Origin of the sequence: Magnetospirillum molischianum DSM 120 (genome assembly GCF_000294655.1) — a bacterium.
GTDB classification, from domain to species: Bacteria; Pseudomonadota; Alphaproteobacteria; order Rhodospirillales; family Magnetospirillaceae; genus Phaeospirillum; species Phaeospirillum molischianum.
In genome coordinates this window covers 52,096-75,740 of record NZ_CAHP01000011.1, presented here as the reverse complement: position 1 = coordinate 75,740, position 23,645 = coordinate 52,096, and the positions used below count along the sequence as shown (strand labels likewise).

Genomic DNA, 23,645 nt, shown 5'->3' with positions numbered 1-23,645 from the left:
CTACCCCAGCGCTCGCCCGCTTAAAATTGCGGCGCGGTCGGACTCGTTCGGGATGGCGGCGTGCAGTCCGTCAAGGCCAGGGTGTAGCGGTAGGGCGGGCGAGTCGCTGCCATAGATCAGCCGGTCCGTCCCCAAGGTTTGCGCCGCCAGGGCGATGCCGTTTTCGCCGAACGATGCGGTATCGACCAGGATACGCCGGGGCCGTCCATCGGCCCAGGCGGGGGGCAGGCCCATTCTGTCGGCGGTCAGCGCGATCCGTTCGGCCAGTAGGGCCAGGGTGCCGCCCAGATTGGCGATCCGCACCACGGCGTCGGGGTAGGGGGCAAGCGTGTCGCTGTATTCGAGGGTGATCGCCGCCTGGGTCAGGGCGTCCTGAAAGCCAACGGCGCGGCGGCGGATCATCGCCAGGGGATCGTCGCCGCTGGAGGGGAGAGGGCTTCCCGACAGCGGGCCAGGGTGAACGAAGATCTGGGTTCGTAGCCGGTGGGCGGCGGCCAGGACCGGGGTGAGAGTGCTGGCGGTGGTTTCGTCGGCGAAAGCGTCGGCGGGTAGAACGCCTCCTTCAAGGCCGTGCTCTTCGACCGCTTCCTCCAACATCTTGGCCGCAAGATTCGGTGCGCCGCTGGGCAAGGCGGCAAGCCCGCCAAAGCGTCCGCCCGAATCGCGGGTCAGTCTGGCTAGGCCGCGATTGGTGGCTTCGGCCACCGCCTGTTCAACGTCTGGCGGCAGGCAGGCGGGAAAGATCCCAGCGACCACGGCTAGCGACAGGATTTGCTTGTTCACTCCGGCGCGGTCCATCTCGTCCCGGCGGCGGTCAAGGTCAAGTTGCGGTTCTTTAAGCGGCAGCATCCGGCCGTCGCCGGGATCAAGCAGCCGTCCCACCCGACCGGCGATGATTCGGGGCGGCTCCGTCCGCTTTGTCAGTAAGGCGATCACCTCGGGCGGTATCCAGTGGGCATGCCAATCAATGATTAAGGGAGCAGTTGGCATGACGGGATTCCTTGATCGGTCGTGGCATATCGGTGGTGACGCGGATTGCGTCGAGGTCCGGGGCCGCTATAATGCTCCACCCTCCATAGCTTCGCGAGACGGCTTGTCGCCCGATACGTGCGGACGCCGCCTTCCGGGCTTTCCCACAGGATAGCGTTTCCCTCCATGTCATTGACCTTTGAAGTCGCGGTCATCGTTTTTCTTGTGTTTTTGAACGGCGCTTTCGCCATGTCCGAAATGGCGATCGTATCATCGCGGCGTCAACGTCTGGCGTCGCGGGCGGCCGAGGGCAGTCGCGGTGCCGCCCTGGCATTGCGGCTTGCCGACGATCCGGGCCGCTTTCTGTCCTGCGTGCAGATCGGTATCACCCTGGTCGGTATTCTGGCCGGAACCTATTCCGGGGCGACCTTGGCCGGTCATCTGGCGCTGTGGCTCGGTGACATTCCGTTGTTGGCTCCGGTGGCGGATGCGCTGTCGATCACTGTGGTGGTCAGCCTGATCACCTATGCGTCTCTGATCGTCGGCGAACTGGTGCCGAAGCGGATCGCCCTCTCCAATCCCGAGCGGATCGCCGCCCTGGTCGCTCCGACGATGATGGCGGTGGCGACGGTTGCCTCCCCGGTGGTGTGGTTGCTGGAGGGTTCGACCGGACTGGTGCTCCGCTTGCTCGGGGTGAGCGGGGGAAGCACGACGACCGTGACCGAGCAAGAAGTGCGTGAGATGGTTGCCGAGGGCACCCAGGCCGGGGTTATCGATCCGCGTGAGGAGGAGATGATCTCGGGCGTGTTGCGCTTTGGCGACCGGCGGGCGCGGGCGATCATGACCCCGCGGGGCGAGGTGGCGTGGATCGATCTCGATTGGGAGCCAGAGCGGATCGAGTCGATCGTTCGCGACAGCCCGCATTCGCGCTTCCCGGTCTATCGCGGCAGCCTGGACGATGTGGTCGGTGTAATTCAGGCTAAGGATCTGCTGGACGGCTTCATGGCTGGCAAAGGTTTCGAGCCGGTTGCGGCGGTGCGCCCGATCGAAGTTGTTCCCGATACCGCTCCGGCGCTTCAGGTTCTCGATGTGCTAAAGCGGTCGCGCATTCATATGGCGCTGGTGGTCGATGAATATGGCGAGGCCGAGGGTATCGTTACCGCGACCGACATCCTGCTGTCACTACTGGGCACCCTGGCCGAACATGGCGAGAATTACGAAGGCTGCATCACCCAGCGCGAGGATGGATCGTGGCTGCTTGATGGTGACGTTGCCGTCGATATGGCGGCCGAGCGAACCGGATGCCGGGCGATGAGCGGTGGCGACAGCGATTTTACCACTGTCGCGGGCTTTGTTCTGTGGCGGCTGCGGGCAATTCCCGTGGCTGGTGATCATTTTCTCGATGACGGCTGGCGTTTCGAAGTGGTCGATATGGACGGGCGCCGTATCGATAAGGTTCTGTTGGCTCGGGTCGGCGGCGAGGAGGGAGACCCAACGTGAAGACGGGAATGCGATTTGTTGTGGCGGTTCTGGCGCTGGCCTTGGTCGGTCTCCCTGGTGTTGCGCTGGCGGCTGAAGCGGCGGGATTGCCCGATCTGACGGGGCATTGGGTTGGCCTTACAGGCCTGGCGCTATTCTGTCTCGCCTATGCCTTGGTGATTGCCGAGGAATCTACCCACCTGCGCAAATCGAAACCGGTGGTGGTTGCCGCCGGGTTGATGTGGACGCTTCTTGCCGTCGAGATGGCCCGGCGCGGCCAGTCAGAGGCGGTGACAGAAGCGGTGCGCCATGTGTTTCTCGAATATGCCGAGCTTCTTTTATTTCTTCTGGTGGCGATGACCTATGTTAACGCCCTCGAAGAGAGAAAGGTATTCGATGCGCTCCGCTCGAAGCTGGTTCGCTCTGGATTCGGGTATCGGGCACTGTTCTGGTTAACCGGCATTCTCGCTTTCTTCATCTCGCCGGTTGCCGACAACATGACGACCGCGCTGGTGATGTGCGCGGTGGTTCTGTCAGTCGGGCGGGATCAACCGCGTTTTACCTCTCTTTCTTGCATCAACATCGTTGTCGCCGCGAATGCCGGTGGTGCCTTTAGCCCGTTTGGCGATATCACCACTCTGATGGTGTGGCAGAAAGGGGTCGTGCCGTTCGGTGACTTCTTCCTTCTGTTTCTGCCCGCCGTGGTGACCTTCCTGATTCCGGCGCTGCTGATGCATTTCGCTCTGCCGTCCGGTGCGCCATCGTCGCGGGGCGCGGCGGTGGTGATGTTGCCCGGCGCGCGTCGCATTGCCGCATTGTTCGGCTTGACCATCGCGATCACCGTAACCTTCCATTCTGCGCTGCACCTGCCTCCGGTGATCGGGATGATGAGCGGCCTTGGCCTGTTGCAACTGTTCTCCTATGCGTTGCGCAGCCGGTACCGCCGCGATCCCACCCGAACCGATTGGAATTTCGATGTGTTCGAGCGCATCTCGCGGCTCGAATGGGACACGCTGCTGTTCTTCTACGGTGTGATGATGTGCGTCGGCGCGTTGGGGCTGCTCGGTTATCTGTCGCTGACCTCGCACCTTCTCTACGACCAGTTGGGTCCGACCAGCGCCAATATCGCCATCGGTGTTCTGTCGGCGATCTTTGACAATATTCCGCTGATGTTCGCCGTTCTGACGATGAATCCAGACATGGGATTGGGGCAATGGCTGCTGATCACACTGACTGCCGGAGTCGGTGGCAGCTTGCTGTCGATCGGCTCCGCCGCTGGTGTCGCTCTGATGGGGCAGGCGCGGGGAATCTATACCTTTTCCTCACACCTGCGCTGGAGTTGGGCGGTTGGGGCCGGTTTCGTCGGCGGAATCATGGTTCATCGCCTGCTCAATGCCGACTTGTTCTGATGTTCTGATGGCGGAAAACCCGACCATGGCGCTTGACGCCGGGGAACGTCGGCGACACAGTGGCAGGCGCTGGGATTAGTGAAAGGTTATCGTCCGGGGAGACGGTGGCCGGCATTTCCATTTCGAAGGGAGGCCGGGGGCCTCTGGACGGGCATATTTTGGGGGGTCAGATGCGCAAGCTGGAAATCAGGAGCGTTGAGGAGGCCGAGACCGAGGCGGGCGGCCTTGTTCCGGCTCTGTCCCGAGCTTTAGCCGCTGTCACGGTTTTGGACGGTACCGTCACAACGTCGGAATATCTGTGTCTGGTCGAAGCCGCCAACGCACTGGCCGACCAGTCCGACGACCCGACGATGCCAGCCGCGATCGCTTTGCGGGCGCTGGCAGCGCCGGACGGGCTTGAAGTCGCCCTGCGCCGATTGAAGGATGCCGCACGAGGACTGGAAGAAGAAGTCCGCCGTGCCGGGTTCGAGGTCGCTCTCCCCCTGCTGCGGGTCAGCGGTGACGACGCCCGCGATACCACGACCCGCTTTGCCGAGGCCCTGGGCCTTGAGATCGACATTGACGCTCTTAATATCCCAGTTCCGGTGCGCATCCGCCGCCGTTCGTCGCGGCCGACCCCACTCAGCCGATTGGTGAACCGGCGCGAGGACGAACGGCTGTTGGCGATTCTTGCCGTTGCTCAGGCCCACGGGCACACCGCCCTGGCGCGTGCGGTCGGAGAGCAGCTTGCCGAGGGAGAGACCAATCTGTCCGCTCTGCGGGCGTCGATCGCCGATCTGGCTCCGCGCATCGAAGCGCAGGTCGTGAGCCTGTCGGCGCAGCGCGAGGCGCTGGGTCCGCAACGTCAGCTTGCCGAAATTTTGTGCCAGTCGATTGCCGCCAATGTCCGCCAGATCGAACAGCGGCTGGCGGCGATGATCCGTCGCATCGATTTCCAGAAGGAAACGTTCCGCGAAGACGTTCGCACCTTTCTCGACGATCCTGCCAACGGCGTCGATGTGGTGGTCCGCGAATTGATGTTCCAGGACGATCCGCTCGACCGCGATATCTGGGACAGCTTTGCCAATAGCAGCCATGGCCGCTCGGTCCAGCTCCGTTACGGTGAGTTGCAGCGTCGCTACGAATCCCAGATCACGTTGCTGAAGGAAGAGTTGATGCAGTTCCGCGAGGAACTGATCGCCAACCGCACCGCCTTCATGAAAACGATCGATCCGAAGCGCACCGCCAGTCTGGCCCCGCCGTCATCGGTGGGAGCGGCTGCCGAAGCCGAGCCGATTCACACCCGTCCGTTCGGCCGTAACACCACCCCGACAATCCGCCGGGAATCCTGGCTGGGGCAGAACGTCCCGAGGATCTTCGAATTCACGGATTTGCTGGCGAATGCCGTCCTGATTCTCGGTGCGCTGGTAATCTCCATCGGTGCCTATGAAGTGCTGTTGGAGACTTTGACCCTCCAGGATTTGTTGCCCCAGGGTCTGATTCTGGCGGCCGCTTTGGGGGTGCCGATGTTTCTGGCCGGGCTTTATAAGTGGCTGGCCAGTCCCGAAAAGCGCAAGATTCGAGCTGCCCGTCGTCGCCGGGCTCGTATCCTGTCGCGTCTCGACGGGTTGATGGCCGACACCGTTGCCACGCACGACCGCATCCTGGACGGGGTGGTCGAGGAATTCTTCGCTGCCGCCGAGCAGTGCCTTGCGCCGCTGGTCCACTCGACTCAGCGGACGCTTGATGTCACGGTTCTTCAGGATCGCTGGATCGAACGCTCGGCACGCGCTACCCGCGATAGCCTGAAGGTCTTATCCGCCTGATCAGCCGACCGGGCATGGTGCGGAATCCTTGCATCATGCCCGGCGATGCGTCCTTTTAAGAGAATCAGCGGGATGGTTTGCGCCATTGCGGCTGCAATGCGGTCTCGCCCGCCCGCGCCGGAGCCAATGGCGGGCGCAAGTAAACAGAAATCAGTTCTAAGTAAGGCCGCGTCGGCAATATGAATTCGACCACAGCTGAAACAAGAGCCGTAGCTGTCGGCGGTGTTTCCAGCGTGATGTCTTTTCCCAGCAAAATCCGTCCCTGAGCCACCCGGAGCCGGGCCCCCACGAGCGATTCGTTGGCGACGGCGCAGATGCGGGTCAGCCCGGCGCGGGCCTGTGTCGATTCGGCGGAATAGGGCATCGGCCCAACATCGCCAACGACGCGGAGGGTCACGCTGCCGTGGTCAACCTCGACCCGTGCGGCGAAGCGGATGTCACGGTAGCGGAAGTCAAACTGGGTGGTTCCGTCAGCGAGAGGGAGAGCTTTTCCGCTCCCGTCACGCAGTACCGATCCTGGGTCGATCGGTAAGGCCCATCCACCTGACCCGAAAGTCATTATTTTCGTCATGCCCACCTACGTTTGGAGACCCAAAGCCCTTACTATGCATGCTGTTTTTCGGGATGAAAATCCCAAAGACCGGGTGTATAAGGTGCCATGTCCCGACGCATCCGGCGGGATACATGATCCGGAGGGGTGGAAATGGCCGAGGAAAATTCGCTGACCAAGTACCTGTCGTTCCCCGTGAACCGTGAAGGGTGGCTTTTCATTGCTCTCTTTGCCGTGGTGGCGTGGGTGCTCGGGCAGATTTGGGGACTGCTGGGGTGGCTGGGATTCTTTGCTACCGTTTGGAGCGTCTGGTTCTTCCGTGACCCGGAGCGCGTGACCCCGTCTCGTGACGGCGTTGTCGTAAGCCCGGCTGATGGTGTGGTCAAGACCGTTGCAACCGTTGCGCCGCCTGCCGAATTGGGCCTGGGCGACAAGCCGCGGGTGCGTGTGACCCTGCTGCGTAATCTTCTCAATGTACATGTCAATCGCGTCCCGGTCGAGGGCAAGGTGACCAAGACCGTCGAAGTCGCTGGCGTGTTCGATGATGCTTCGCGTGATGCCGCCGCTGCCGAGAACGATCGCCTTGGCGTCGTCGTCGCCGCTGCCAACAACCGTCCGGTCGCCGTGGTTCAGGTCGCTGGTTTGGTCGTGCGTCACATCAGCAACGATCTGGTCGAAGGCCAGCCGGTCAAAGCCGGTCAGCGCGCCGGTATCGCTCGCTTCAGCCTCGATCCGATCAAAGATCTGGTGAAGCGTTTCAAGGGCGAAGCCTCCGCCGAGACAAAGGATGCCACCAAGGCTTCCGGCTTCTCGCTCGGTCAGCTGGTAACCCGCGTTGACGTCTATCTGCCCGAAGGTGTGGCGGCGACCGTGGCCCCCGGCCAGTCGATCATCGCCGGTGAGACGGTTCTGGCCGAACTCGCTTAAGTCGAACCCGGCCCGGCGGGTGGGGCCGGACCGGAGCTGATCGTGTGGGGGTCGCGTCTCCATCCGATCGGCCTTATGATCGAAGTCTGAATGACCCTCCTCCGTTCCGTGTGATCGGAGGAGGGTCTCCTGCCCGGCGGGGCCGATTACGTATGGGGGGAGTCATGTCCCGCAAAAGTGGAAAAAACCACCAGGGTGGCGATCCGTCCGCTCTGTCCAAGCCCAAAGCCGCTGCTGCCAAGCCGGCTGCCGCTTCTGCCGCCACGCCGAAGCCTGCGCCCAAGCCCGCGCCGGTCGTCGAGGCACCGAAGCCCGCTCCTGTCGAGGCCAAGCCCGCGCCGGTCGTCGAGGCTCCGAAGCCTGCTCCTGTCGAGGTTAAGCCCGCGCCGGTCGTCGAGGCTCCGAAGCCTGCTCCTGTCGAGGTTAAGCCCGCGCCGGTCGTCGAGGCTCCGAAGCCTGCTCCTGTAGAGGCCAAGCCCGCGCCGGTCGTCGAGGCTCCGAAGCCTGCTCCTGTCGAGGCCAAGCCCGCGCCGGTCGTCGAGGCACCGAAGCCCGCTCCTGTCGAGGCCAAGCCCGCGCCGGTCGTCGAGGCTCCGAAGCCTGCTCCTGTCGAGGTTAAGCCTGTGCCGGTCGTCGAGGCACCGAAGCCCGCTCCCGCTCCCAAAGTAGAGCCTGCGGTGGTGATCCGGCCGCAGACCCCCGGTGGTAAACTGGCGACTCAGCCAGCTCTGTTGGGGATCAATCGCGAAGGTTGGCTGTTTGTCGCCGCCGGTCTGGTCGGTTGGTTGGTGCTTGGCCATATCTGGGGTTTTCTCGGGACTCTGTCCCTGCTGTTCGCGCTGTGGTGTGCCTGGTTCTTCCGCGATCCGAAGCGGGTGGTTCCGGTTCGCCCCGGTCTGGTGATTTCGCCCGCCGATGGCGTGGTCCAGACCGTAGAGCAGGCGGTGCCGCCGGCGGAATTGGGGTTCGGCCCGACTCCGCGTCCGGTCGTCCGCGTTTTCATGAACGTCTTCAACGTGCACGTCAACCGCATCCCCGCCGATGGGACTGTCGCGCGTACCGCCTATCGTCCGGGCAAGTTCTTCGATGCCTCCCTGGATAAGGCCAGCGAGCATAATGAACGCGTCGCGGTGCGGTTGACCCTTGAGGATGGCCGCGATATCGCCTTCGTCCAGATTGCTGGTTTGGTGACGCGTCGGATCAGCAATGGTCTGAAGGACGGTCAGAAGGTCAAAGCTGGCGAGCGCTTCGGCCTGATCCGCTTCGGCAGCCGTCTCGATATCTACCTGCCCGAGGGGGCCAAGCCTTTGGTCGTCGTCGGTCAGACCGCGATTGCTGGTGAGACGGTGCTTGCCGATCTCAAATCAGCGGAACCGGCCCGTATCGGGTCCATCCGCTAGGTCCAGTGGCAATAACGATCGGGGCCGCGCTGCCTTTGGGCTGCGCGGCCCTTTTCATTTGGGGGGTGGGCCGATGGCCTTATGCCAAGCTGGACTGATCGGGGTTTGGTATCACTCAGATATGCAGCGCTCGGCCAAAGGCGGCGAGCACGGCTTCATGCATCGCTTCTGATAGGGTTGGGTGGGGGAAAGTCGTGGCGATCAGGTCTGCCTCGGTTGCTTCCAGGGTGGTGGCAATCGCGTATCCCTGAATCATTTCGGTAGCTTCGGGACCGATGATGTGGGCACCGAGCAATTCACCGCTGGTCGAGTCGAATAGGGTTTTGACCAATCCATCGACCTCTCCCAGGGCGATGGCCTTGCCATTCGCGGCAAAGGGAAAACGGCCGACGCGGATGGTATAACCTTGGGCGATGGCGGCGGCTTCGGTCAGTCCGACCGAGGCCACCTGAGGATGTCCGTAAGTGCAGCCAGGGATGCGCTTAGGGTCGATGGGATGGAGTCCGGGCAATCCGGCGATGGCTTCGACGCAAAGAACGCCTTCGTGGCTGGCTTTATGCGCCAGCCAAGGCGGCCCGGCGACATCGCCGATTGCGTACAGGCCGGGCTGGTCGGTCCGGCAGAGTGAATCGGTCGCGATATGTCCTTTTTCGACTCGGACCTGGGTGGTTTCCAGGCCAATATTTTCGACATTTCCCGTGATGCCAATGGCGACGATAACCCGGTCGGCGGGAAGGCGGAGGGTTTGGCCGCCGGATTCGACGGTAATCTCGACATCGTGTTCGTGTTTGGTCAGTCCTGTGACCGTGGCCCCGGTGAGGATGTGCAGTCCCTGGCGTTCGAACGCGGTGCGGGCAAGGGCCGAGATTTCATGATCTTCGACCGGCAGAATGCGGTCGAGTGCCTCGATAACTGTTACCTCTGAGCCGAAAGCGGCGAAAAAGCTGGCGAATTCTATCCCGATCGCACCCGATCCGATTACCACCAGACGCCGGGGCAAAATGTCGGGAGTCAGCGCCTCGCGGTAGCTCCACAGGAAACGTCCGTCGGGTTCAAAGCCGAGCAGCAGACGCGCCCGCGCTCCGGTTGCCAGAATGATATGCGGTGCCGTCAGAGAGCCTTGGCCTTCGACTGCGACCTGTCCCGGTCCAATCAGACGGGCGGTGCCCTCGATCACCGTTACCTTGTTCTTTTTCAGCAGATGGCGCACTCCGGCCTGGAGCCGTCCGGCGACCGCGCGCGAGCGAGCAACGATCTGGTCGAGGTCAAAGCCGAGAGACCCCGCCGACAGTCCGAATGAGTTTGCCTCGCCCATCAGGCGGTAAAGTTCGGCGGAGCGCAGCAATGCCTTGGTCGGGATACAGCCCCAATTGAGGCAGATTCCGCCCAGATGAGACCGCTCGACCAGAGTAACCGACAGACCAAGCTGGGCCGCGCGGATCGCCGCAACATAGCCGCCCGGTCCTCCGCCGATCACGATCAAGTCGCTTACGCTTTCGGTCATCGGTCTCTCCCGGCTGTTTGTTCCCTGGCTGGGCTGCGTCCCGCTTACAGCATCATTCGCAACGGGTCTTCCAGCATGCTCTTCGTTGTGGCGAGGAAACGGGCGGCGGTGGCTCCGTCCACCGTCCGATGATCGACCGACAGCGTGACGCTCATCACCGTAGCGACCGCCAGAGCTCCCGCTTTGACGATTGGGCGGGGATCGGCAGATCCCACCGCCAGGATGCATGCCTGGGGCGGGTTGATGATCGCGGCGAAGTCGCGCACTCCGTACATGCCGAGGTTGGAGATGGTAAAGCCGCCGCCCTGGTACTCCTCGGGCTTTAAGGCCCCGTCGCGGGCGCGGGTGGCCAGCGATTTGACTTCGGCGGAGATCTCGCCCAGCCCCTTGCGGTCGGCTTGTCGCACGATCGGGGTGATCAGACCTTCGGGCGTCGCCACCGCGACGGCGATGTCGATGTCGGTGAAGCGCCGGATCGCAGTCTCGGCCCAGGCGGCGTTTGCCTCGGGTACGGCACGGAGTCCCAATGCCACCGCACGTAGAATGAAATCGTTGACCGACAGCTTGTCCGGGGCCAGTCGGGCATTGAGCTGTTCGCGCAGAGCCAGAACGGCGTCCATCTCGATATCGACGGTGAGATAGAAATGCGGAATCGTTGCCTTCGCTTCGGTCAGGCGGCGAGCGATGGTTCGCCGCATCGGCGTCAGCGGCAGGTCGGTATAGCCAGCCGAGGCGGCGGGCGCGGCCGGAGCGGGGAGTGTCGGGGATGCTGCGATCGGTGCCGGGTGTGGCGGTGGTGTGGCGGTCTTCGCTTTCTCGACATCGGCCTTGACGATTCGCCCGTGCGGCCCGCTTCCGGTCAGTTTGGTAAGGTCGATCCCGGCCGCGGCGGCGAGGCGGCGGGCGAGGGGGCTGGCGAACTGGCGCGGTTCGGAACTCATGCCGCACCTCCGTCGTTATGCCGGTAACAGACGGCGCGGGCCGCAGCGGCAACCGTGTCGGGTTGGGGCAGGGCCAAGCGTTCCAGAGTGGCGGCATAGGGCAGCGGCACGTCGGCACCGCATACCCGTGTCGGCGGAGCGTCAAGCCAGTCGAAAGCCTGCTCGACGATCTGCGCCGCGATTTCGGCGGCGATTCCGGCAACCGGCCAGCCTTCCTCAACGGTAACGATGCGGTTGGTCTTCTGCACCGAGGCAACCAGGGTGCCGATATCAAGCGGGCGGAGCGAGCGCAGGTTGATCACTTCGGCCTCGATTCCCTCGGCCTTCAGTATCTGGGCGGCATCCAGCGCCACCTGGACCATCCGCGACCACGCCACCAGGGTGACATGGCTGCCTGGACGGACGATCTCAGCTTGGCCGAACGGGATCACGAAGTCGGGATCGTCGGGGACGTCGAAAGTTTGTCCGTACAGCAGCTCATTTTCCAGAACCACCACCGGATCAGGGTCGCGGATCGCCGATTTCAGTAATCCCTTGGCGTCGGCGGCGCTCCATGGCGCGACGACCTTCAGGCCGGGGCAATGGGCATACCAGGACGAGAAATCCTGACTGTGCTGGGCTCCGACTCGCGCGGCGGCTCCGTTAGGGCCGCGAAATACGATCGGACACGACAATTGCCCGCCCGACATATAGCGAGTCTTGGCCGCAGAATTGAGGATGTGGTCGATGGCCTGAAGAGAGAAGTTGAAGGTCATGAACTCGACGATCGGCTTCAGCCCGCTGAAGGCCGCGCCGCAGGCCAGTCCGGTGAAGCCCATTTCGGTGATCGGCGTATCGATAATCCGCTTGGGACCAAATTCGTCGAGCAACCCCTGACTGATCTTGTAAGCCCCCTGATACTGGCCCACCTCTTCGCCGATTAGGAACACGTCAGGATCACGGCGCATCTCTTCTGCCATTGCATCGCGCAAAGCGTCGCGCACAGTCTGGCGATGGGTGGCGGTCGGGGCCGCACGCGCCGTCGGAGCGGGGGGCGATGGAGCGGTGGGGATGACAGGGGGGGGAGGATTCGCGGTTGTCGGCGTTTGAGTTTGAGCGGCGGCGGGGGGAGACTCGCCTTCAAGCAGCAGCAGAGCCAGTGGGGTATTGACGGGGACTCCGTCGGTTTCGGCCGGAACCAGGATGCGGCCGAGAATGCCGTCCTCGACCGATTCCAGTTCCATCGTTGCCTTGTCGGTCTCGATCTCGGCCAGGGCGTCGCCAGACTTGATCGCATCGCCCTCGGCCTTCAGCCACCGGGCCAGCCGTCCCTCGCGCATCGTCGGCGACAAAGCCGGCATCAGGATTTCGATCGGCATTGTAGACGGTCTCCGCTCAGGCTTCGGTCAGAACATCGGTCCACAGCTCCGACGCGGCGGGCTCAGGGCTGGCTTGGGCGAACTCGGCGGCGGCAGCGACACAGGCCTTGATCGTCCGGTCGATCTCCTTCAATCCGGCCTCGTCGATCACGCCCCGGTCGGTCAAGGTCTGGCGTAGCCGGTCGATCGGATCGTGGTGGTCCCGCATCTCGGACACCTCTTCCTTGCTGCGATATTTGGCCGGATCGGACATTGAATGACCACGAAAGCGATAGGTCATCATTTCCAGGATGAAAGGACCGGCCCCGGCGCGAGCATAGGCCAAGGCGCGTGCGGCCGCTGACCGCACCGACAATACGTTCATGCCGTCGATTCGCTCGCCGGGAATGCCATAAGCGGCACCGCGCGCGCATAATTCATCGCCTGCGGCATGGCGGGCCGAGGCTGTTCCCATCGCGTAGAGGTTGTTCTCGATTACGAACACGACCGGCAGCTTCCACAGGGCCGCCATGTTGAAAGATTCGTAGACTTGCCCCTGGTTGACCGCGCCATCGCCGAGATAGATGTGGGCAACGCCGCCATCGCCCCGGTACTGGTGCGCGAACCCCAGCCCGATCCCAAGGGGTACTTGGGCCCCGACGATGCCGTGACCGCCATAAAAGCGATGTTCGCGGCTGAACATATGCATCGAGCCGCCCTTGCCGCGCGAATAGCCATCCGCTCGTCCGGTCAGTTCGGCCATGACTCCTTTGGGGTCCAGCCCACAGGCGAGCATATGGCCGTGATCGCGATAGCTGGTGATGCAGGAATCCGCCGGTTCGGCCATGGCCTGCATTCCGGTGACCACCGCTTCTTGACCGATATAAAGGTGGCAGAATCCGTTGATTAGCCCCATGCCGTAAAGCTGACCGGCTTTTTCCTCGAAGCGGCGGATCAGCAGCATCGAGCGGTATAGTCGCAGCAATTCCTGGGGCGGGGGCGTGGCTGGGGTTGCGGGGTCTATTTTAGCGGCCATAAAACTCCCCCTGCGGATTTTAGCGAAGAGCTCATACCCACAGGTGGAGCAAAACAGGTCGGTCCGCAAGGGTAGGGGGGAGAATTCGACGCTGTGCCGGAGTCAATGATGGCGGTCGAACACAACGATGTCGCCGTCTTTGCTCATGTTGAGCATGATGCGGGCGCGCTCTTCCAGCATGTCCTGATCCAGGTGGTCGGGCCGCAGCAGCAATACCCGGTGCTCCATCTCGCGCCGTTCCGACGAAACCTTCGCCAATTGCATTTCGGCGTTCAGGATTTCATCTTGCAGACGCAGCCACGCACGGATGCCTCGATCACCTTCGACAGTGTGATAGGCAAAATAGACCACAGCGCAGACTCCGACCAGAGGTCCAGAAATGTGGCGAAGGTAGCGTCGAATATCCTGAATCATGGCGGAATGAAATCACAGCCTGAATTATCGCGTCAATACCCGCCCGAAGAAAAAATAGATTTCGACAGGGTTCGCGAGATTTCAATCAAAGCAAGCGCTTTCAGTTCATTCTCTGTGAATTGTACCACATTGACCCGATGAACGGAATGCGAACGCAATTTTTCGAGGTCTAGTTTGCCGCACCGCGCCGCGCACGATCGGCGGCGGCGACCGCCATTTCAGCGTTTTCTCCAGCCTGGAGGATATGATAGCCCGAGAACATGGCAAAACTGTGCGATCTGCCCTGCCAGACGAAGGGGAGCAGGTTGATCTGCTCCATCATCTCGCGCACCTTTGTTCGCGCCACCGCCAAGCCGGTCGAGACCAGCACCAGACCGAAATCGCTGCCTCCCAGCAATCCTCTGGGATCGGTCGTGCGCAGTGCGCCGACCAGATTGGCGCAGATATGGCGAAGAGCGGCTTCACCCGCCGCCATCCCATCCTGCTGACGAATCTGTTCGATTCCAGAGACGTGCAGAACCACCAGCGTCCCATCGGCAGCGCCCGAAGCCATAAGAGTCTCGACTGTCCGCATGAAGCCGCGTCGGTTCGGAATCGGGACCAGGCTGTCCTGATCAGCCAGGGTTTCCAGGTGGGTCAGGCGACGGCGCGCAAGAGACTCTGCCCAGCGCAGCCGGTCGAGTTCTCCCAGCAGGCCGGTGATCGCGGTCATCACCGCCGGGGTTACCACCGAATCGGGCAAGCCCAGGATCGAGGCGACATCGGTAGTCGAATGTTCGGTTCGTGGTGGTTCCGGCGGTGGGTATGGCGAATGCGGCGCATGGCCGAATCCATGCGGTTCACGCTCCCGCCCGCCCCCTGTTGTCAGGGTGACGGGAATCAATGGGTCGGTGCGGAACTCGTTGGCCATCTTTCAACTCTTCTGGTCCGGGCCAAGCTTAAGGGCGAATAATGTTATCATAAGGGCATCTATCGTGCCTTAAGTGTCCACACCACCTAGGGGGTTGCCGCAGCCTCGTTCGGCTCCGAGACTGGCAGGACGATTCTGAACGTCGATCCCGAGCCTGGATGACTTTCGACGCTGATGACGCCGCCCATTCCCTTGACGAGGTTCTGCACGACCGAAAGCCCCAGTCCGGTGCCTTGTCCAACCGGCTTGGTGGTAAAAAACGGGTCGAAGATGCGGGCGATGGTCGCGGCATCCATCCCATCTCCGGTATCGCTAATGCTGATCTTGACGTAATGGGCGGTGGGGGAAAGGGCCGAAAGTGGGTTTAGCGGTGGGTCCGAGACGCTTTTTTGGACCATGCGTTCGCGCGCGGCGGTGATCAGCGCCGCCAGCCCCGCCGGGTCCAGTTCGATCAGCGATAGGGTCAGTGTTCCGTGCCCCTCCATTGCGTCGCGGGCGTTGTTGACCAGATTGAGCAGGATTTGCTGCAATTGTCCGCCGTCGCCGATGATGGTGGCGCGGTCGATTTCGCGTTGCCGCACGACCTTGATCGAGGGCGGCAGAGTTGAGGCGGCCATGGCGGTGAAATCGTCGAACACCCGCACTAGATCGACCGGTCCCAGAACCTTGCTTTCCTTGCGGCAATAGGTGAGCACGTTGCGGACGATCTCGCGGCTGTTCTTCGAGGCGTCGATGATCCGTCGGCATCGTTCGGCGTTGCGCTCGTCGAGACTGGCGGTGCGGGCAATCATCTCGGCCCCCATCAGGATCGGTCCCAGCATATTGTTCAGCTCATGGGCGATGCCGCCGGCCAAACGACCCAACGCTTCTAGTTTCTGCCCCTCGTGCAGCAGCAATTCGAGTTGTCGCCGTTCGTGGGCGATGCGGGTTGTCTCGGTGACATCCTCGATGAAGAACAGCAGCGACGGCTCGGTCTGATCCGGTGCGGTCGGATAGCGGGTGCCGGTCATGCGCCAGTGACGTTCGGCTCCGTCCGCGAGGCGGGGAGAGCACAACAGCCCGAATGACATCCCCGCCGGGGGAATCCGCGATGGTGGCGGAAGCAATTCGTTCGGAATGAAAGTGCGTAGATTGGTTCCGAGCAGGCTGGAATAGCCGTCGCTGGCCATGCTCTCGAACGCCGGATTGCAGAACCGGATGACGCCATCCATCGTCACAACGACGATCCCCAGCGCGGCGGTGACGAAGGTCAGACGGAGCCGCCGTTCGCTTTCCGCCAGCCGTCGTTCCGCGTCGCGTCGCCTAGTGATGTCGCGGCCGATCACGATCAACGACAGCCGTCCGTCGCTGCGCAATTCGCTGACCGTCATCTCGAAGGGAAAACGCGACCCGTCGCGTCGTCGCCCCATCATCTCGTTATCGATCGAGCGGGACGGAGCCTCAGGGTCGGCTGCCGCCAGTACCACTGGCGACGGGGCGCCCGGCTCGATCAGATCGGCGAAGGGCAGGCCGGGGCCTTCGTTGGGGCTAAGGGTAAACTCCCTGCGTGCGGCGGAATTGCACCATATTACCCGGTCGTCATCGGATAAAATGAATATGCAATCTTGCGCATGATCCATCAGAGTCTGATGATGAAATTCGGCGCGGATCGAGCGGGTGTTGTCCAGCCAGACTCCGTCCCAGACGATCCGTCCGTCCGCCGCCGTGTGCGGGCGCGAGGATTCCCGCATCCAGCGGGTTTCGTCGCCGGCGGTGATGACGCGGAAATCGATACGGCAGGGCGACAGGCTTCGGGCCGAGTCGTGGATCGACGACAGATAGTTCTCACGGTCGGCCCAATGAATGACACCAAGCGAGCCGCAGGCAGAAACCGTCAATGCCTCGGGGGGGACGCCCAGGGTGCTGGCGGTTCTCTCGGAAATCCACGGATAGTGAATGGAGCCATCGGCCAACATCTCCCGTTGCCACGACAGGCAATCGAGGTCGGCCAGGATGTCTGCTTTCGGTCCGCAAAACAGAGCGGGATCTGTTTCGTTTTGGGGGGGTGGAATGACGGGCGCGAGCGGGTCGGAGCGGGTCATGAAGTCGCCTTACAAGGGATGGAGGCTTGCATCCGAGGTTAGTGTACCATGAGGTTTCGTGCGGGGCGAGGTCCGCCCCCGGAGCGGGAGGGTAACGGTGGTGGCGCCGCGCGCGCATGTGGTGGTGATCGGCAACGAAAAGGGCGGGTCGGGCAAGACCACCGTTGCGATGCACGTGACGGTCGGACTGATGCGGCTGGGGTTTCGGGTCGGCTGCATCGATCTCGATCACCGTCAGCAATCGCTGGGCCGCTATGTCGCCAACCGGGTTGGCTGGGTCAGTCGGACCTCGGTCGCGCTGCCCATGCCCCGGATGGCGGTCGTGTTGCCATCCGACGTCGATTCGAAGAGTGGTGCGATTGCGGAGGAATGCGAAAGCTTCGACCGTGTTTTGACCGATCTTGCCGACACTTGCGAGTTCATCGTCGTCGATTGTCCCGGTGCCGATGTCGCTTTGGCCCGCCACGCCCATATCCACGCCGATACTCTGATCACCCCGATCAACGACAGCCTGCTCGATCTCGATCTGCTCGGGCGGCTCGATCCCGTCAGCCGCAAACTGGTTCAGGCCGGTCCCTATGCCGATCTGGTGTGGGATCTGCGGCGCGAGCGTCGGCGACGGCATCGTTCCGGTATCGATTGGGTGGTGACCCGCTCGCGCTTATCGCCCCTGACCGACCGCAACAAGCTGATGATGGCCGATCTGCTGCCCGAGATGCAGCGGGTGCTGGGGTTTCGCCTCGCCGATGGATTCGGCGAGCGGATGATCTATCGCTATTTGTTCCTGTGGGGGCTGACCGTGCTCGATCTTGATCAGGCCGGGATCGGGATGGAAATGACGAAATCGCACCGCTCGGCCCGCGATGAGGTCTGCGCCCTGCTGGGCGAGTTGTGGCTACCCCGTGTCGCCGACCGGCTCGACCGGCTGAGAGACCCGCCGGTCTGAGCCAAGACCGGCGCTACCCGACAAAGGCATGCTTCGCCAGCGCCGCCGCTGCCAGTACCCACACAGCGATGCCGATTTCCCGCCCGCGCCCGGACAAAAACTTGATCGCGGTATAGGAAATCAGCCCGAAGGTGATCCCGTCTGCAATCGAGAAGGTCAGGGGCATTGCCAGCGCGGTAATCGTTGCAGGCACCGCTTCGGTCACATCGTCCCAATCGATCCCGCTCAGGCTGCCCGTCATCACGCAGGCGACGAACAGCAGGGCCGGGGCGGTGGCATAGGGTGGCACCGACGCAGCCAGTGGGCTGAAGAACAGCGCCAGCAGAAACAGGCCCGCGACCGTGACGGCGGTCAGGCCGGTGCGTCCACCCGCTTTGATGCCGGCGGCGCTCTCGATGAAACTGGTGGTGCTGGACGTGCCCAGCGCGGCACCGCCCGTCGCCGCCAACGCGTCGGCGATCAGCACCCGCCCGGTGCGCGGTAGTTTGCCCTTCGCATCGAGTAGCCCGGAGCGATGCGCCAGCCCGACCAGGGTTCCGGCATTGTCGAACACCACGACAAACAAAAAAGCGAAGATGATCGCCACCAGCCCCAGGTCGAGGGCGCCGCGGATATCCATCGCCAGGAAGGTGGGGTCGATGCTGGGCGGAGGGGCGACGATGCCGCCGAAGGGGCTGACTCCCATCGCCATTCCTGCCGCTGCCGTTCCAAGGATACCGATCAGGATCGCCCCAGGAACTTTACGGGCATCAAGCGCGACCATGATCAGAAACCCAGCGATCGAGAGCAGGACAGACGGCTGGTGCAGATCGCCAAGCGTTACCAGGGTGCTGGGATGGGCGACCACAAACCCTGCGTTCTTCAGGGCAATGATGCCGAGAAAGAGTCCAATTCCGGCCGATATCGCCAGCTTCAGCGAATGGGGGATCGCGTCGATGATCGCATCGCGCGCCGGGGACAGCGCCAGGGCAAGGAACAGCAGCCCGGAAACGAACACCGCGCCCAGCGCGACTTGCCAGGAATGGCCCAGTCCCAGAACCACGGTATAAGTGAAATAAGCGTTGAGCCCCATTCCTGGTGCCAGCGCGATTGGATAATTCGCCAACACTCCCATCAGCAGGCTTCCCGCCGCCGCCGCCAGACAGGTTGCGGCGAAGACGGCACCGTGATCCATCCCGGCCTCGGCCAGAATCGCAGGATTGACGATGATGATGTAGGCCATCGTCAGAAAGGTAGTCAGCCCGGCCAGTATCTCGGTCGAAACCGAGCTTCCCTGAGCCTTGATCGCGAACAGACGTTCCAGCACGGTCCCCCCCCATCCCTTGCAAACAGCCGTCGGTCAGGGATAGCGCACCAGGACGTTCCGGCCAAGGCCGATGCAGGACACTTTTCGCATTGTTGCCTCAATGTTCCCATGATACGGTTGCACGCTTCACCTTGACCGGAAAGCCGGATCGTCTTGGCCAAAGCCTCTCCCCGTTTCGTTTGTCAGGAATGCGGTTCCGTCACGACCAAGTGGGCGGGCAAGTGCGAGGCCTGCGGTGCCTGGAATTCGATTCAGGAGGAAGCGGCCCGCGACGAGATCCCCAAGGGACTGACCGCGGGCAAGGGGCGACGGATCGATTTCGTCGCACTTGAGGGCAGTTCTGCCCCATTGCCGCGTCTGATCACTGGTATCGGCGAACTTGACCGTGTTTGCGGTGGCGGGCTGGTTCCCGGTTCGTGTCTGCTGGTCGGCGGCGATCCCGGCATCGGTAAATCGACTTTGCTGCTTCAGGCAAGTGCGGCCCTGTCCGCCGGGGCTCGGGTTGCCTATATATCGGGAGAGGAAGCGGTCGATCAGGTACGGATGCGTGCTCATCGCCTGGGTCATGCTCGGGCGGGGGTGGCACTGGCCTCGGCGACCAGTCTGCGTGATATCATTGCGACGCTTGACGGTCCCGACGCCCCCAACGTGGTCGTGATCGATTCGATTCAGACGGTGTACGCCGATAGCATCGAAGCGGCCCCCGGCACGGTCAGTCAGGTGCGTGCCGCCGCCGCCGAACTGATCCGGCTCGCCAAGCGACGCGGCTTCGTGCTGTTCCTGGTGGGCCATGTCACCAAGGAAGGGACGATTGCCGGTCCTCGCGTGCTGGAACACATGGTCGATACCGTGCTCTATTTCGAAGGGGATCGCGGCCACCAGTTTCGTATCCTGCGCGCCACCAAAAACCGCTTTGGCGCGACCGACGAAATCGGGGTGTTCGAAATGACCGAACAGGGCTTGTCCGAGGTCGCCAATCCCTCGGCCTTGTTTCTGGCCGAACGGCGCGGCAACGTGTCGGGTTCGTGTGTCTATGCCGGGATTGAGGGCAGTCGCCCGATGCTGGTCGAGATTCAGGCGTTGGTGGCACCGTCGTCGCTGTCTTCGCCCCGTCGGGCAGTGGTCGGTTGGGACACGGGCCGTCTGGCGATGGTGATGGCGGTGCTGGACGCCCGTTGTGGGCTTGCTTTGTCGGGGAATGACGTTTATTTGAACGTCGCAGGCGGCTTGCGCATCACCGAGCCGGCGGCAGATTTGGCGGTGGCCGCGGCCTTGGTGTCGTCGTCGTCCGATGTGCCCGTTCCGGCCGATATGGTCGTGTTCGGCGAGGTCGGGCTGTCAGGCGAGATTCGTGCCGTGTCCCAGGCCGACCTTCGTTTGAAGGAGGCCGCCAAGCTGGGTTTTGCTCAGGCGCTGGTGCCATCCAGGCCGCGCCGGGACAAATCGGTCGGTGCGTCGGCCGGGACGTTGACGATACGCACCGTCGGGCATCTTCAGGATGTGTTGGGGCTGTTCCGCCCGGCATAGCCGTCGATTGGAAACAGGGCGAATGGGAAACCTCAATATCACCGTGGTTGACGTTGTCGTGATCGGGGTTCTGCTCGGCTCGGCAGGCTTCGCCTTTCTGCGTGGCTTCGTTCAGGAAGTTCTGTCGATCACCTCGTGGGTCGGAGCGGTGTTCGCCACCCTTTACGGTTTTTCCACATTCCAGCCGTTCTTTCGCTCGCAGATCGGCGTGCCGTGGGCTGCCGATGCCGCCACCGGCGCCTGCCTGTTCCTGGTGACCCTGCTGGTCTTGTCCCTGTTGACCAAACGAGTGTCCGACCGGGTGCGCCAAAGCGCGATGAATAGTGTCGATTCCTCGCTTGGTTTTGTGTTCGGTCTGGCGCGCGGCGCCGTGCTGGTGTCGTTGGCGTTTCTTGCCACCGCCTGGCTGTTCGACCGCCCCGAGCATTATCCGGCCTGGTTGGCCGATGCGCGCAGCCGCCCCTGGCTTGAGCGTGGCGGCAATATGTTGAAATCGATGGCTCCCGAAGGCTTTGGTCAGGCTGAGATCAAGGCCCGTACCGTCTCTTCAGAAACCCGCCAGATGATCGAGGCGGAGCAGACCTTTCAGAAATTTGTTTCCCCCCNGCCGGCCGCACCCTCTACCGTGACCCCAGGGGCCACGTCCGCTCCGACGCGCCCGGCTCCAGTCTACGACAGCGAAAGCCGTGCCCAGATGGAGCGGCTGATCCGCGGCAATCAGTAGGATCTCTTCCCGATGCTGACCACCCATCCTTTCGACGACGATCACCTGCACGAGGAATGCGGGGTGTTCGGCATCTTCGGCCACCCGGAGGCGGCGGCCCACACCGCGCTCGGGTTGCACGCGCTGCAACATCGCGGCCAGGAAGCGGCCGGTGTCGTCACGTTCGACGGACACCAGTTCCACAATCACCGTGGTCTCGGCCATGTCGAAGACAATTTCGGCAACGAATCGGTGATTCGGAAGCTGAAAGGGACGATGGCGGTTGGCCATGTCCGCTATTCCACGACGGGCGAGACCCTGTTGCGCAATGTCCAGCCGCTGTTCGCCGAGATGGAGTTCGGCGGGCTGGCGCTGGGGCATAACGGCAACCTGACCAATGCGATGGCGCTGCGCCGCCAGTTGGTGCGCCGCGGCTGTCTGTTCCAGTCAACCACCGACACCGAAGTTATCATTCACCTGATCGCGATCAGCCTTTATTCGACGGTCGAGGATCGGCTGATCGACGCGCTGCGTCAGGTCGAAGGGGCTTATTCCCTGGTCGCCCTGACGCCGGATTCGGTGATCGGTGTACGCGACCCGCTTGGCATCCGTCCGCTCTGTCTGGGTCGGATGGAAAAGAGCTGGGTGTTGGCCTCGGAATCCTGCGCGCTGGACATCATCGGCGCCGAGTTCGTCCGCGATGTCGAGCCGGGCGAGATCATCATTCTCTCGGCCGAGGGTGTCCGCTCTCTGAAGCCGTTCGCCAAGCAGCCCAGTCGCTTCTGCATCTTCGAATACATTTATTTCGCCCGTCCGGATTCGATGATCGAAGGCATCAGCGTCTATGAAGTGCGCAAGCGCATCGGCGCGGAGCTGGCCCGCGAGAGCGGGGTCGAGGCCGATCTGGTGGTTCCGGTGCCGGATTCCGGCGTTCCAGCGGCGATCGGTTATGCTGCCGAGGCCGGGGTTCCGTTTGAACTGGGCATTATTCGCAACCATTACGTCGGTCGCACCTTCATCCAGCCGACCGACAGCATCCGCCACACCGGCGTCAAGATGAAGCACAACGCCAACCGTGCCTCGCTGGCCGGAAAGCGGGTGGTTCTGGTTGACGATTCGATCGTGCGCGGCACCACCTCGCGTAAGATCGTCGAGATGGTCCGTCAGGCTGGCGCGACCGAAGTACACATGCGTATTTCCAGCCCGCCGACGACCTATTCCTGCTATTTCGGCATCGACACGCCGGAGCGGAGCAAGCTGCTGGCCGCCCGCCACGATGTCGAGGGGATGGCCCGCCTGATCGGTGTCGATTCGCTGGCCTTTATTTCCCTCGACGGTCTGTACCGCGCTGTCGGTGAGCCCAGTCGTAACGCTGCCCAGCCGCATTATTGCGACGCCTGTTTCACCGGCGATTATCCGGTTCGGCCGACCGATTTCATCGATAATGGCGGTGAGATCGAGCAATTGTCCTTGCTGACCGAGGATATTGCCTGATGTCGGGCCAGCTGGAGGGAAAGGTCGCGCTGGTTACCGGCGCATCGCGTGGGATCGGTGCCGCCGTGGTGCGCCGATTCGCTGCCGAGGGGGCAGAGATCATCGCGATTGCCCGGACTCAAGCTTCGCTGGAGGAACTGGACGACGAAATCCGCGCTGTCGGCGGCAAGCCGTTGGTGCTGGTGCCCGAGGATCTGCGGAAGCCTGAGGTCATCGATCGTGTCGCTGCCGCGATCTTCGACCGCTGGGGCCGTCTCGATATCCTGGTCGGGAATGCCGGAGTTGTCGGCGGCGGCCTGCGTCCGGTCGCCCATCTCGAACCTCGCGATTGGGACGAGATGATCGCCGTTAACCTGACCGTCAATTGGCGTCTGATCCGCGCCATGGACCCGCTGCTGCGGATGTCCGAGGCGGGGCGGGCCGTGTTCACCGCCGCCGCCGAGGCCACCCAGGCTCCCGCTTTTTGGGGCGGCTATGCAGCGGGCAAGGCCGGTCTGGAGGCGGTGGTGCGGTGCTGGGCGGCAGAGGTCGCCAATGTCACCCCGTTACGTGTCAATCTGCTCGATCCCGGTCCAGTCGCCACCCGGCTGCGCACGATCGCCTATCCCGGCGAGGATCAGACCCGACTGACCCAGCCCGAGGCGGTCGCCGGAGCGTTTCTGTCCCTCTGTCTGCCTACGTGCGAGAGACACGGTGAAGTTGTTCGGATCGCTGGTCCGGACGCCTGAGCCGACAGGAAACGTCTCGCTGCGCCCCGTCCAGGTTTTGCAGTGGAGGCGTCCACTCGGACGTGTCCGCCGATCTTGATCAGACTTGCGCCTTTGGCTGAGGATGAGTTATCCCCATGGATAGGTCATGTCGGTCGGTGTAAGGTCTTTGGAAAATAAAGGGGGCGGCCTTAGAGGGT

Annotated in this window: 20 protein-coding genes; 10 read left to right on the top strand and 10 right to left on the bottom strand. The window is 62.8% G+C overall.

All coding sequences use genetic code 11. The features are described 5' to 3' along the window. Nucleotides 1-990, bottom strand: a complete 990-nt coding sequence (locus tag PHAMO_RS03235; protein WP_002726401.1) for an amidohydrolase family protein — start codon at nt 988-990, stop codon at nt 1-3. Between the two features lie 165 nt (nt 991-1,155). On the opposite strand from PHAMO_RS03235, the gene PHAMO_RS03230 reads away from it, so the two are divergent. The 3 genes from PHAMO_RS03230 (at nt 1,156) to PHAMO_RS03220 (ending at nt 5,662) form a co-directional block, all read left to right on the top strand. Further along, the gene (locus PHAMO_RS03230) at nt 1,156-2,469 is read left to right on the top strand and encodes a hemolysin family protein (RefSeq protein WP_002726397.1); all 1,314 of its coding nucleotides are present in this window, start codon (nt 1,156-1,158) and stop codon (nt 2,467-2,469) included. Further along, on the top strand, nt 2,466-3,857 hold the full coding sequence (nhaD, locus tag PHAMO_RS03225; protein ID WP_002726395.1) for a sodium:proton antiporter NhaD: 1,392 nt from the start codon (nt 2,466-2,468) through the stop codon (nt 3,855-3,857). The genes PHAMO_RS03230 and nhaD overlap by 4 nt, the downstream gene beginning before the upstream one ends. Nucleotides 3,858-4,027: 170 nt before the next feature. Continuing rightward, complete coding sequence (locus PHAMO_RS03220) at nt 4,028-5,662, top strand: hypothetical protein (protein WP_002726393.1); 1,635 nt, start codon at nt 4,028-4,030, stop codon at nt 5,660-5,662. 64 nt (nt 5,663-5,726) lie between these two features. On the opposite strand, the gene PHAMO_RS03215 is transcribed toward PHAMO_RS03220, so the two are convergent. Further along, entirely contained in the window at nt 5,727-6,221 is a 495-nt protein-coding gene (locus PHAMO_RS03215) for a hypothetical protein (RefSeq protein ID WP_235720778.1), read from the bottom strand. A gap of 144 nt (nt 6,222-6,365) precedes the next feature. Here PHAMO_RS03215 and PHAMO_RS03210 point away from each other — a divergent pair, with 144 nt between their 5' ends. Continuing rightward, the gene (locus tag PHAMO_RS03210) at nt 6,366-7,139 is read left to right on the top strand and encodes a phosphatidylserine decarboxylase (RefSeq protein WP_002726389.1); all 774 of its coding nucleotides are present in this window, start codon (nt 6,366-6,368) and stop codon (nt 7,137-7,139) included. Nucleotides 7,140-7,849: 710 nt separating this feature from the next. Further along, entirely contained in the window at nt 7,850-8,539 is a 690-nt protein-coding gene (locus tag PHAMO_RS19920; protein WP_040566136.1) for a phosphatidylserine decarboxylase, read from the top strand. A gap of 115 nt (nt 8,540-8,654) precedes the next feature. Here the strand turns inward: PHAMO_RS19920 and lpdA are convergent, their stop codons facing one another. The 7 genes from lpdA to PHAMO_RS03170 form a co-directional block, all read right to left on the bottom strand. Then, complete coding sequence (gene lpdA, locus PHAMO_RS03200) at nt 8,655-10,043, bottom strand: dihydrolipoyl dehydrogenase (RefSeq protein WP_002726385.1); 1,389 nt, start codon at nt 10,041-10,043, stop codon at nt 8,655-8,657. 44 nt (nt 10,044-10,087) lie between these two features. Then, the gene (locus tag PHAMO_RS03195) at nt 10,088-10,984 is read right to left on the bottom strand and encodes a 2-oxo acid dehydrogenase subunit E2 (RefSeq protein ID WP_002726383.1); all 897 of its coding nucleotides are present in this window, start codon (nt 10,982-10,984) and stop codon (nt 10,088-10,090) included. After that, the gene (locus PHAMO_RS03190) at nt 10,981-12,342 is read right to left on the bottom strand and encodes a pyruvate dehydrogenase complex E1 component subunit beta (protein WP_002726381.1); all 1,362 of its coding nucleotides are present in this window, start codon (nt 12,340-12,342) and stop codon (nt 10,981-10,983) included. Before PHAMO_RS03190 ends, PHAMO_RS03195 begins: the two co-directional genes overlap by 4 nt. A gap of 16 nt (nt 12,343-12,358) precedes the next feature. Further along, the gene (gene pdhA, locus PHAMO_RS03185) at nt 12,359-13,357 is read right to left on the bottom strand and encodes a pyruvate dehydrogenase (acetyl-transferring) E1 component subunit alpha (protein WP_002726379.1); all 999 of its coding nucleotides are present in this window, start codon (nt 13,355-13,357) and stop codon (nt 12,359-12,361) included. A gap of 102 nt (nt 13,358-13,459) precedes the next feature. Continuing rightward, nucleotides 13,460-13,771 (bottom strand): FtsB family cell division protein, encoded by a 312-nt coding sequence (locus tag PHAMO_RS03180; protein WP_235720777.1) that lies wholly within the window; start codon nt 13,769-13,771, stop codon nt 13,460-13,462. A 169-nt stretch (nt 13,772-13,940) separates the two neighbouring features. After that, nucleotides 13,941-14,681 (bottom strand): GGDEF domain-containing protein, encoded by a 741-nt coding sequence (locus PHAMO_RS03175; protein WP_002726375.1) that lies wholly within the window; start codon nt 14,679-14,681, stop codon nt 13,941-13,943. An 86-nt stretch (nt 14,682-14,767) separates the two neighbouring features. Further along, a complete protein-coding gene (locus PHAMO_RS03170) occupies nt 14,768-16,762 on the bottom strand; it encodes an ATP-binding protein (RefSeq protein ID WP_002726373.1) in 1,995 nt (664 codons plus the stop codon). A 97-nt stretch (nt 16,763-16,859) separates the two neighbouring features. Between PHAMO_RS03170 and PHAMO_RS03165 the strand changes: the two genes are divergently transcribed. Next, the gene (locus PHAMO_RS03165) at nt 16,860-17,708 is read left to right on the top strand and encodes a division plane positioning ATPase MipZ (protein ID WP_002726372.1); all 849 of its coding nucleotides are present in this window, start codon (nt 16,860-16,862) and stop codon (nt 17,706-17,708) included. Nucleotides 17,709-17,721: 13 nt separating this feature from the next. Here the strand turns inward: PHAMO_RS03165 and PHAMO_RS03160 are convergent, their stop codons facing one another. After that, entirely contained in the window at nt 17,722-19,014 is a 1,293-nt protein-coding gene (locus tag PHAMO_RS03160) for an NCS2 family permease (RefSeq protein ID WP_002726370.1), read from the bottom strand. Between the two features lie 153 nt (nt 19,015-19,167). Here PHAMO_RS03160 and radA point away from each other — a divergent pair, with 153 nt between their 5' ends. From radA to PHAMO_RS03140, 4 genes are all read left to right on the top strand, one after another. After that, nucleotides 19,168-20,541 (top strand): DNA repair protein RadA, encoded by a 1,374-nt coding sequence (radA, locus tag PHAMO_RS03155; RefSeq protein WP_002726368.1) that lies wholly within the window; start codon nt 19,168-19,170, stop codon nt 20,539-20,541. After that, the gene (locus PHAMO_RS03150) at nt 20,513-21,265 is read left to right on the top strand and encodes a CvpA family protein (protein ID WP_456085321.1); all 753 of its coding nucleotides are present in this window, start codon (nt 20,513-20,515) and stop codon (nt 21,263-21,265) included. Before radA ends, PHAMO_RS03150 begins: the two co-directional genes overlap by 29 nt. 12 nt (nt 21,266-21,277) lie before the next feature. Then, on the top strand, nt 21,278-22,738 hold the full coding sequence (gene purF, locus PHAMO_RS03145) for an amidophosphoribosyltransferase (protein WP_002726365.1): 1,461 nt from the start codon (nt 21,278-21,280) through the stop codon (nt 22,736-22,738). Next, nucleotides 22,738-23,466: an SDR family NAD(P)-dependent oxidoreductase gene (locus PHAMO_RS03140; RefSeq protein ID WP_002726363.1), complete on the top strand. Its 729-nt coding sequence runs from the start codon at nt 22,738-22,740 to the stop codon at nt 23,464-23,466. The genes purF and PHAMO_RS03140 overlap by 1 nt, the downstream gene beginning before the upstream one ends. Nucleotides 23,467-23,645: the final 179 nt, after the last annotated feature.

Coding starts and splice junctions, on each gene's coding strand:
- PHAMO_RS03235 (WP_002726401.1), bottom strand. CDS start 990: ATGCCAACTGCTCCCTTAATCATTGATTGGCATGCCCACTGGATACCG.
- PHAMO_RS03230 (WP_002726397.1), top strand. CDS start 1,156: ATGTCATTGACCTTTGAAGTCGCGGTCATCGTTTTTCTTGTGTTTTTG.
- PHAMO_RS03220 (WP_002726393.1), top strand. CDS start 4,028: ATGCGCAAGCTGGAAATCAGGAGCGTTGAGGAGGCCGAGACCGAGGCG.
- PHAMO_RS03215 (WP_235720778.1), bottom strand. CDS start 6,221: ATGACTTTCGGGTCAGGTGGATGGGCCTTACCGATCGACCCAGGATCG.
- PHAMO_RS03210 (WP_002726389.1), top strand. CDS start 6,366: ATGGCCGAGGAAAATTCGCTGACCAAGTACCTGTCGTTCCCCGTGAAC.
- lpdA (WP_002726385.1), bottom strand. CDS start 10,043: ATGACCGAAAGCGTAAGCGACTTGATCGTGATCGGCGGAGGACCGGGC.
- PHAMO_RS03195 (WP_002726383.1), bottom strand. CDS start 10,984: ATGAGTTCCGAACCGCGCCAGTTCGCCAGCCCCCTCGCCCGCCGCCTC.
- PHAMO_RS03190 (WP_002726381.1), bottom strand. CDS start 12,342: ATGCCGATCGAAATCCTGATGCCGGCTTTGTCGCCGACGATGCGCGAG.
- pdhA (WP_002726379.1), bottom strand. CDS start 13,357: ATGGCCGCTAAAATAGACCCCGCAACCCCAGCCACGCCCCCGCCCCAG.
- PHAMO_RS03180 (WP_235720777.1), bottom strand. CDS start 13,771: ATGATTCAGGATATTCGACGCTACCTTCGCCACATTTCTGGACCTCTG.
- PHAMO_RS03175 (WP_002726375.1), bottom strand. CDS start 14,681: ATGGCCAACGAGTTCCGCACCGACCCATTGATTCCCGTCACCCTGACA.
- PHAMO_RS03170 (WP_002726373.1), bottom strand. CDS start 16,762: ATGACCCGCTCCGACCCGCTCGCGCCCGTCATTCCACCCCCCCAAAAC.
- purF (WP_002726365.1), top strand. CDS start 21,278: ATGCTGACCACCCATCCTTTCGACGACGATCACCTGCACGAGGAATGC.
- PHAMO_RS03140 (WP_002726363.1), top strand. CDS start 22,738: ATGTCGGGCCAGCTGGAGGGAAAGGTCGCGCTGGTTACCGGCGCATCG.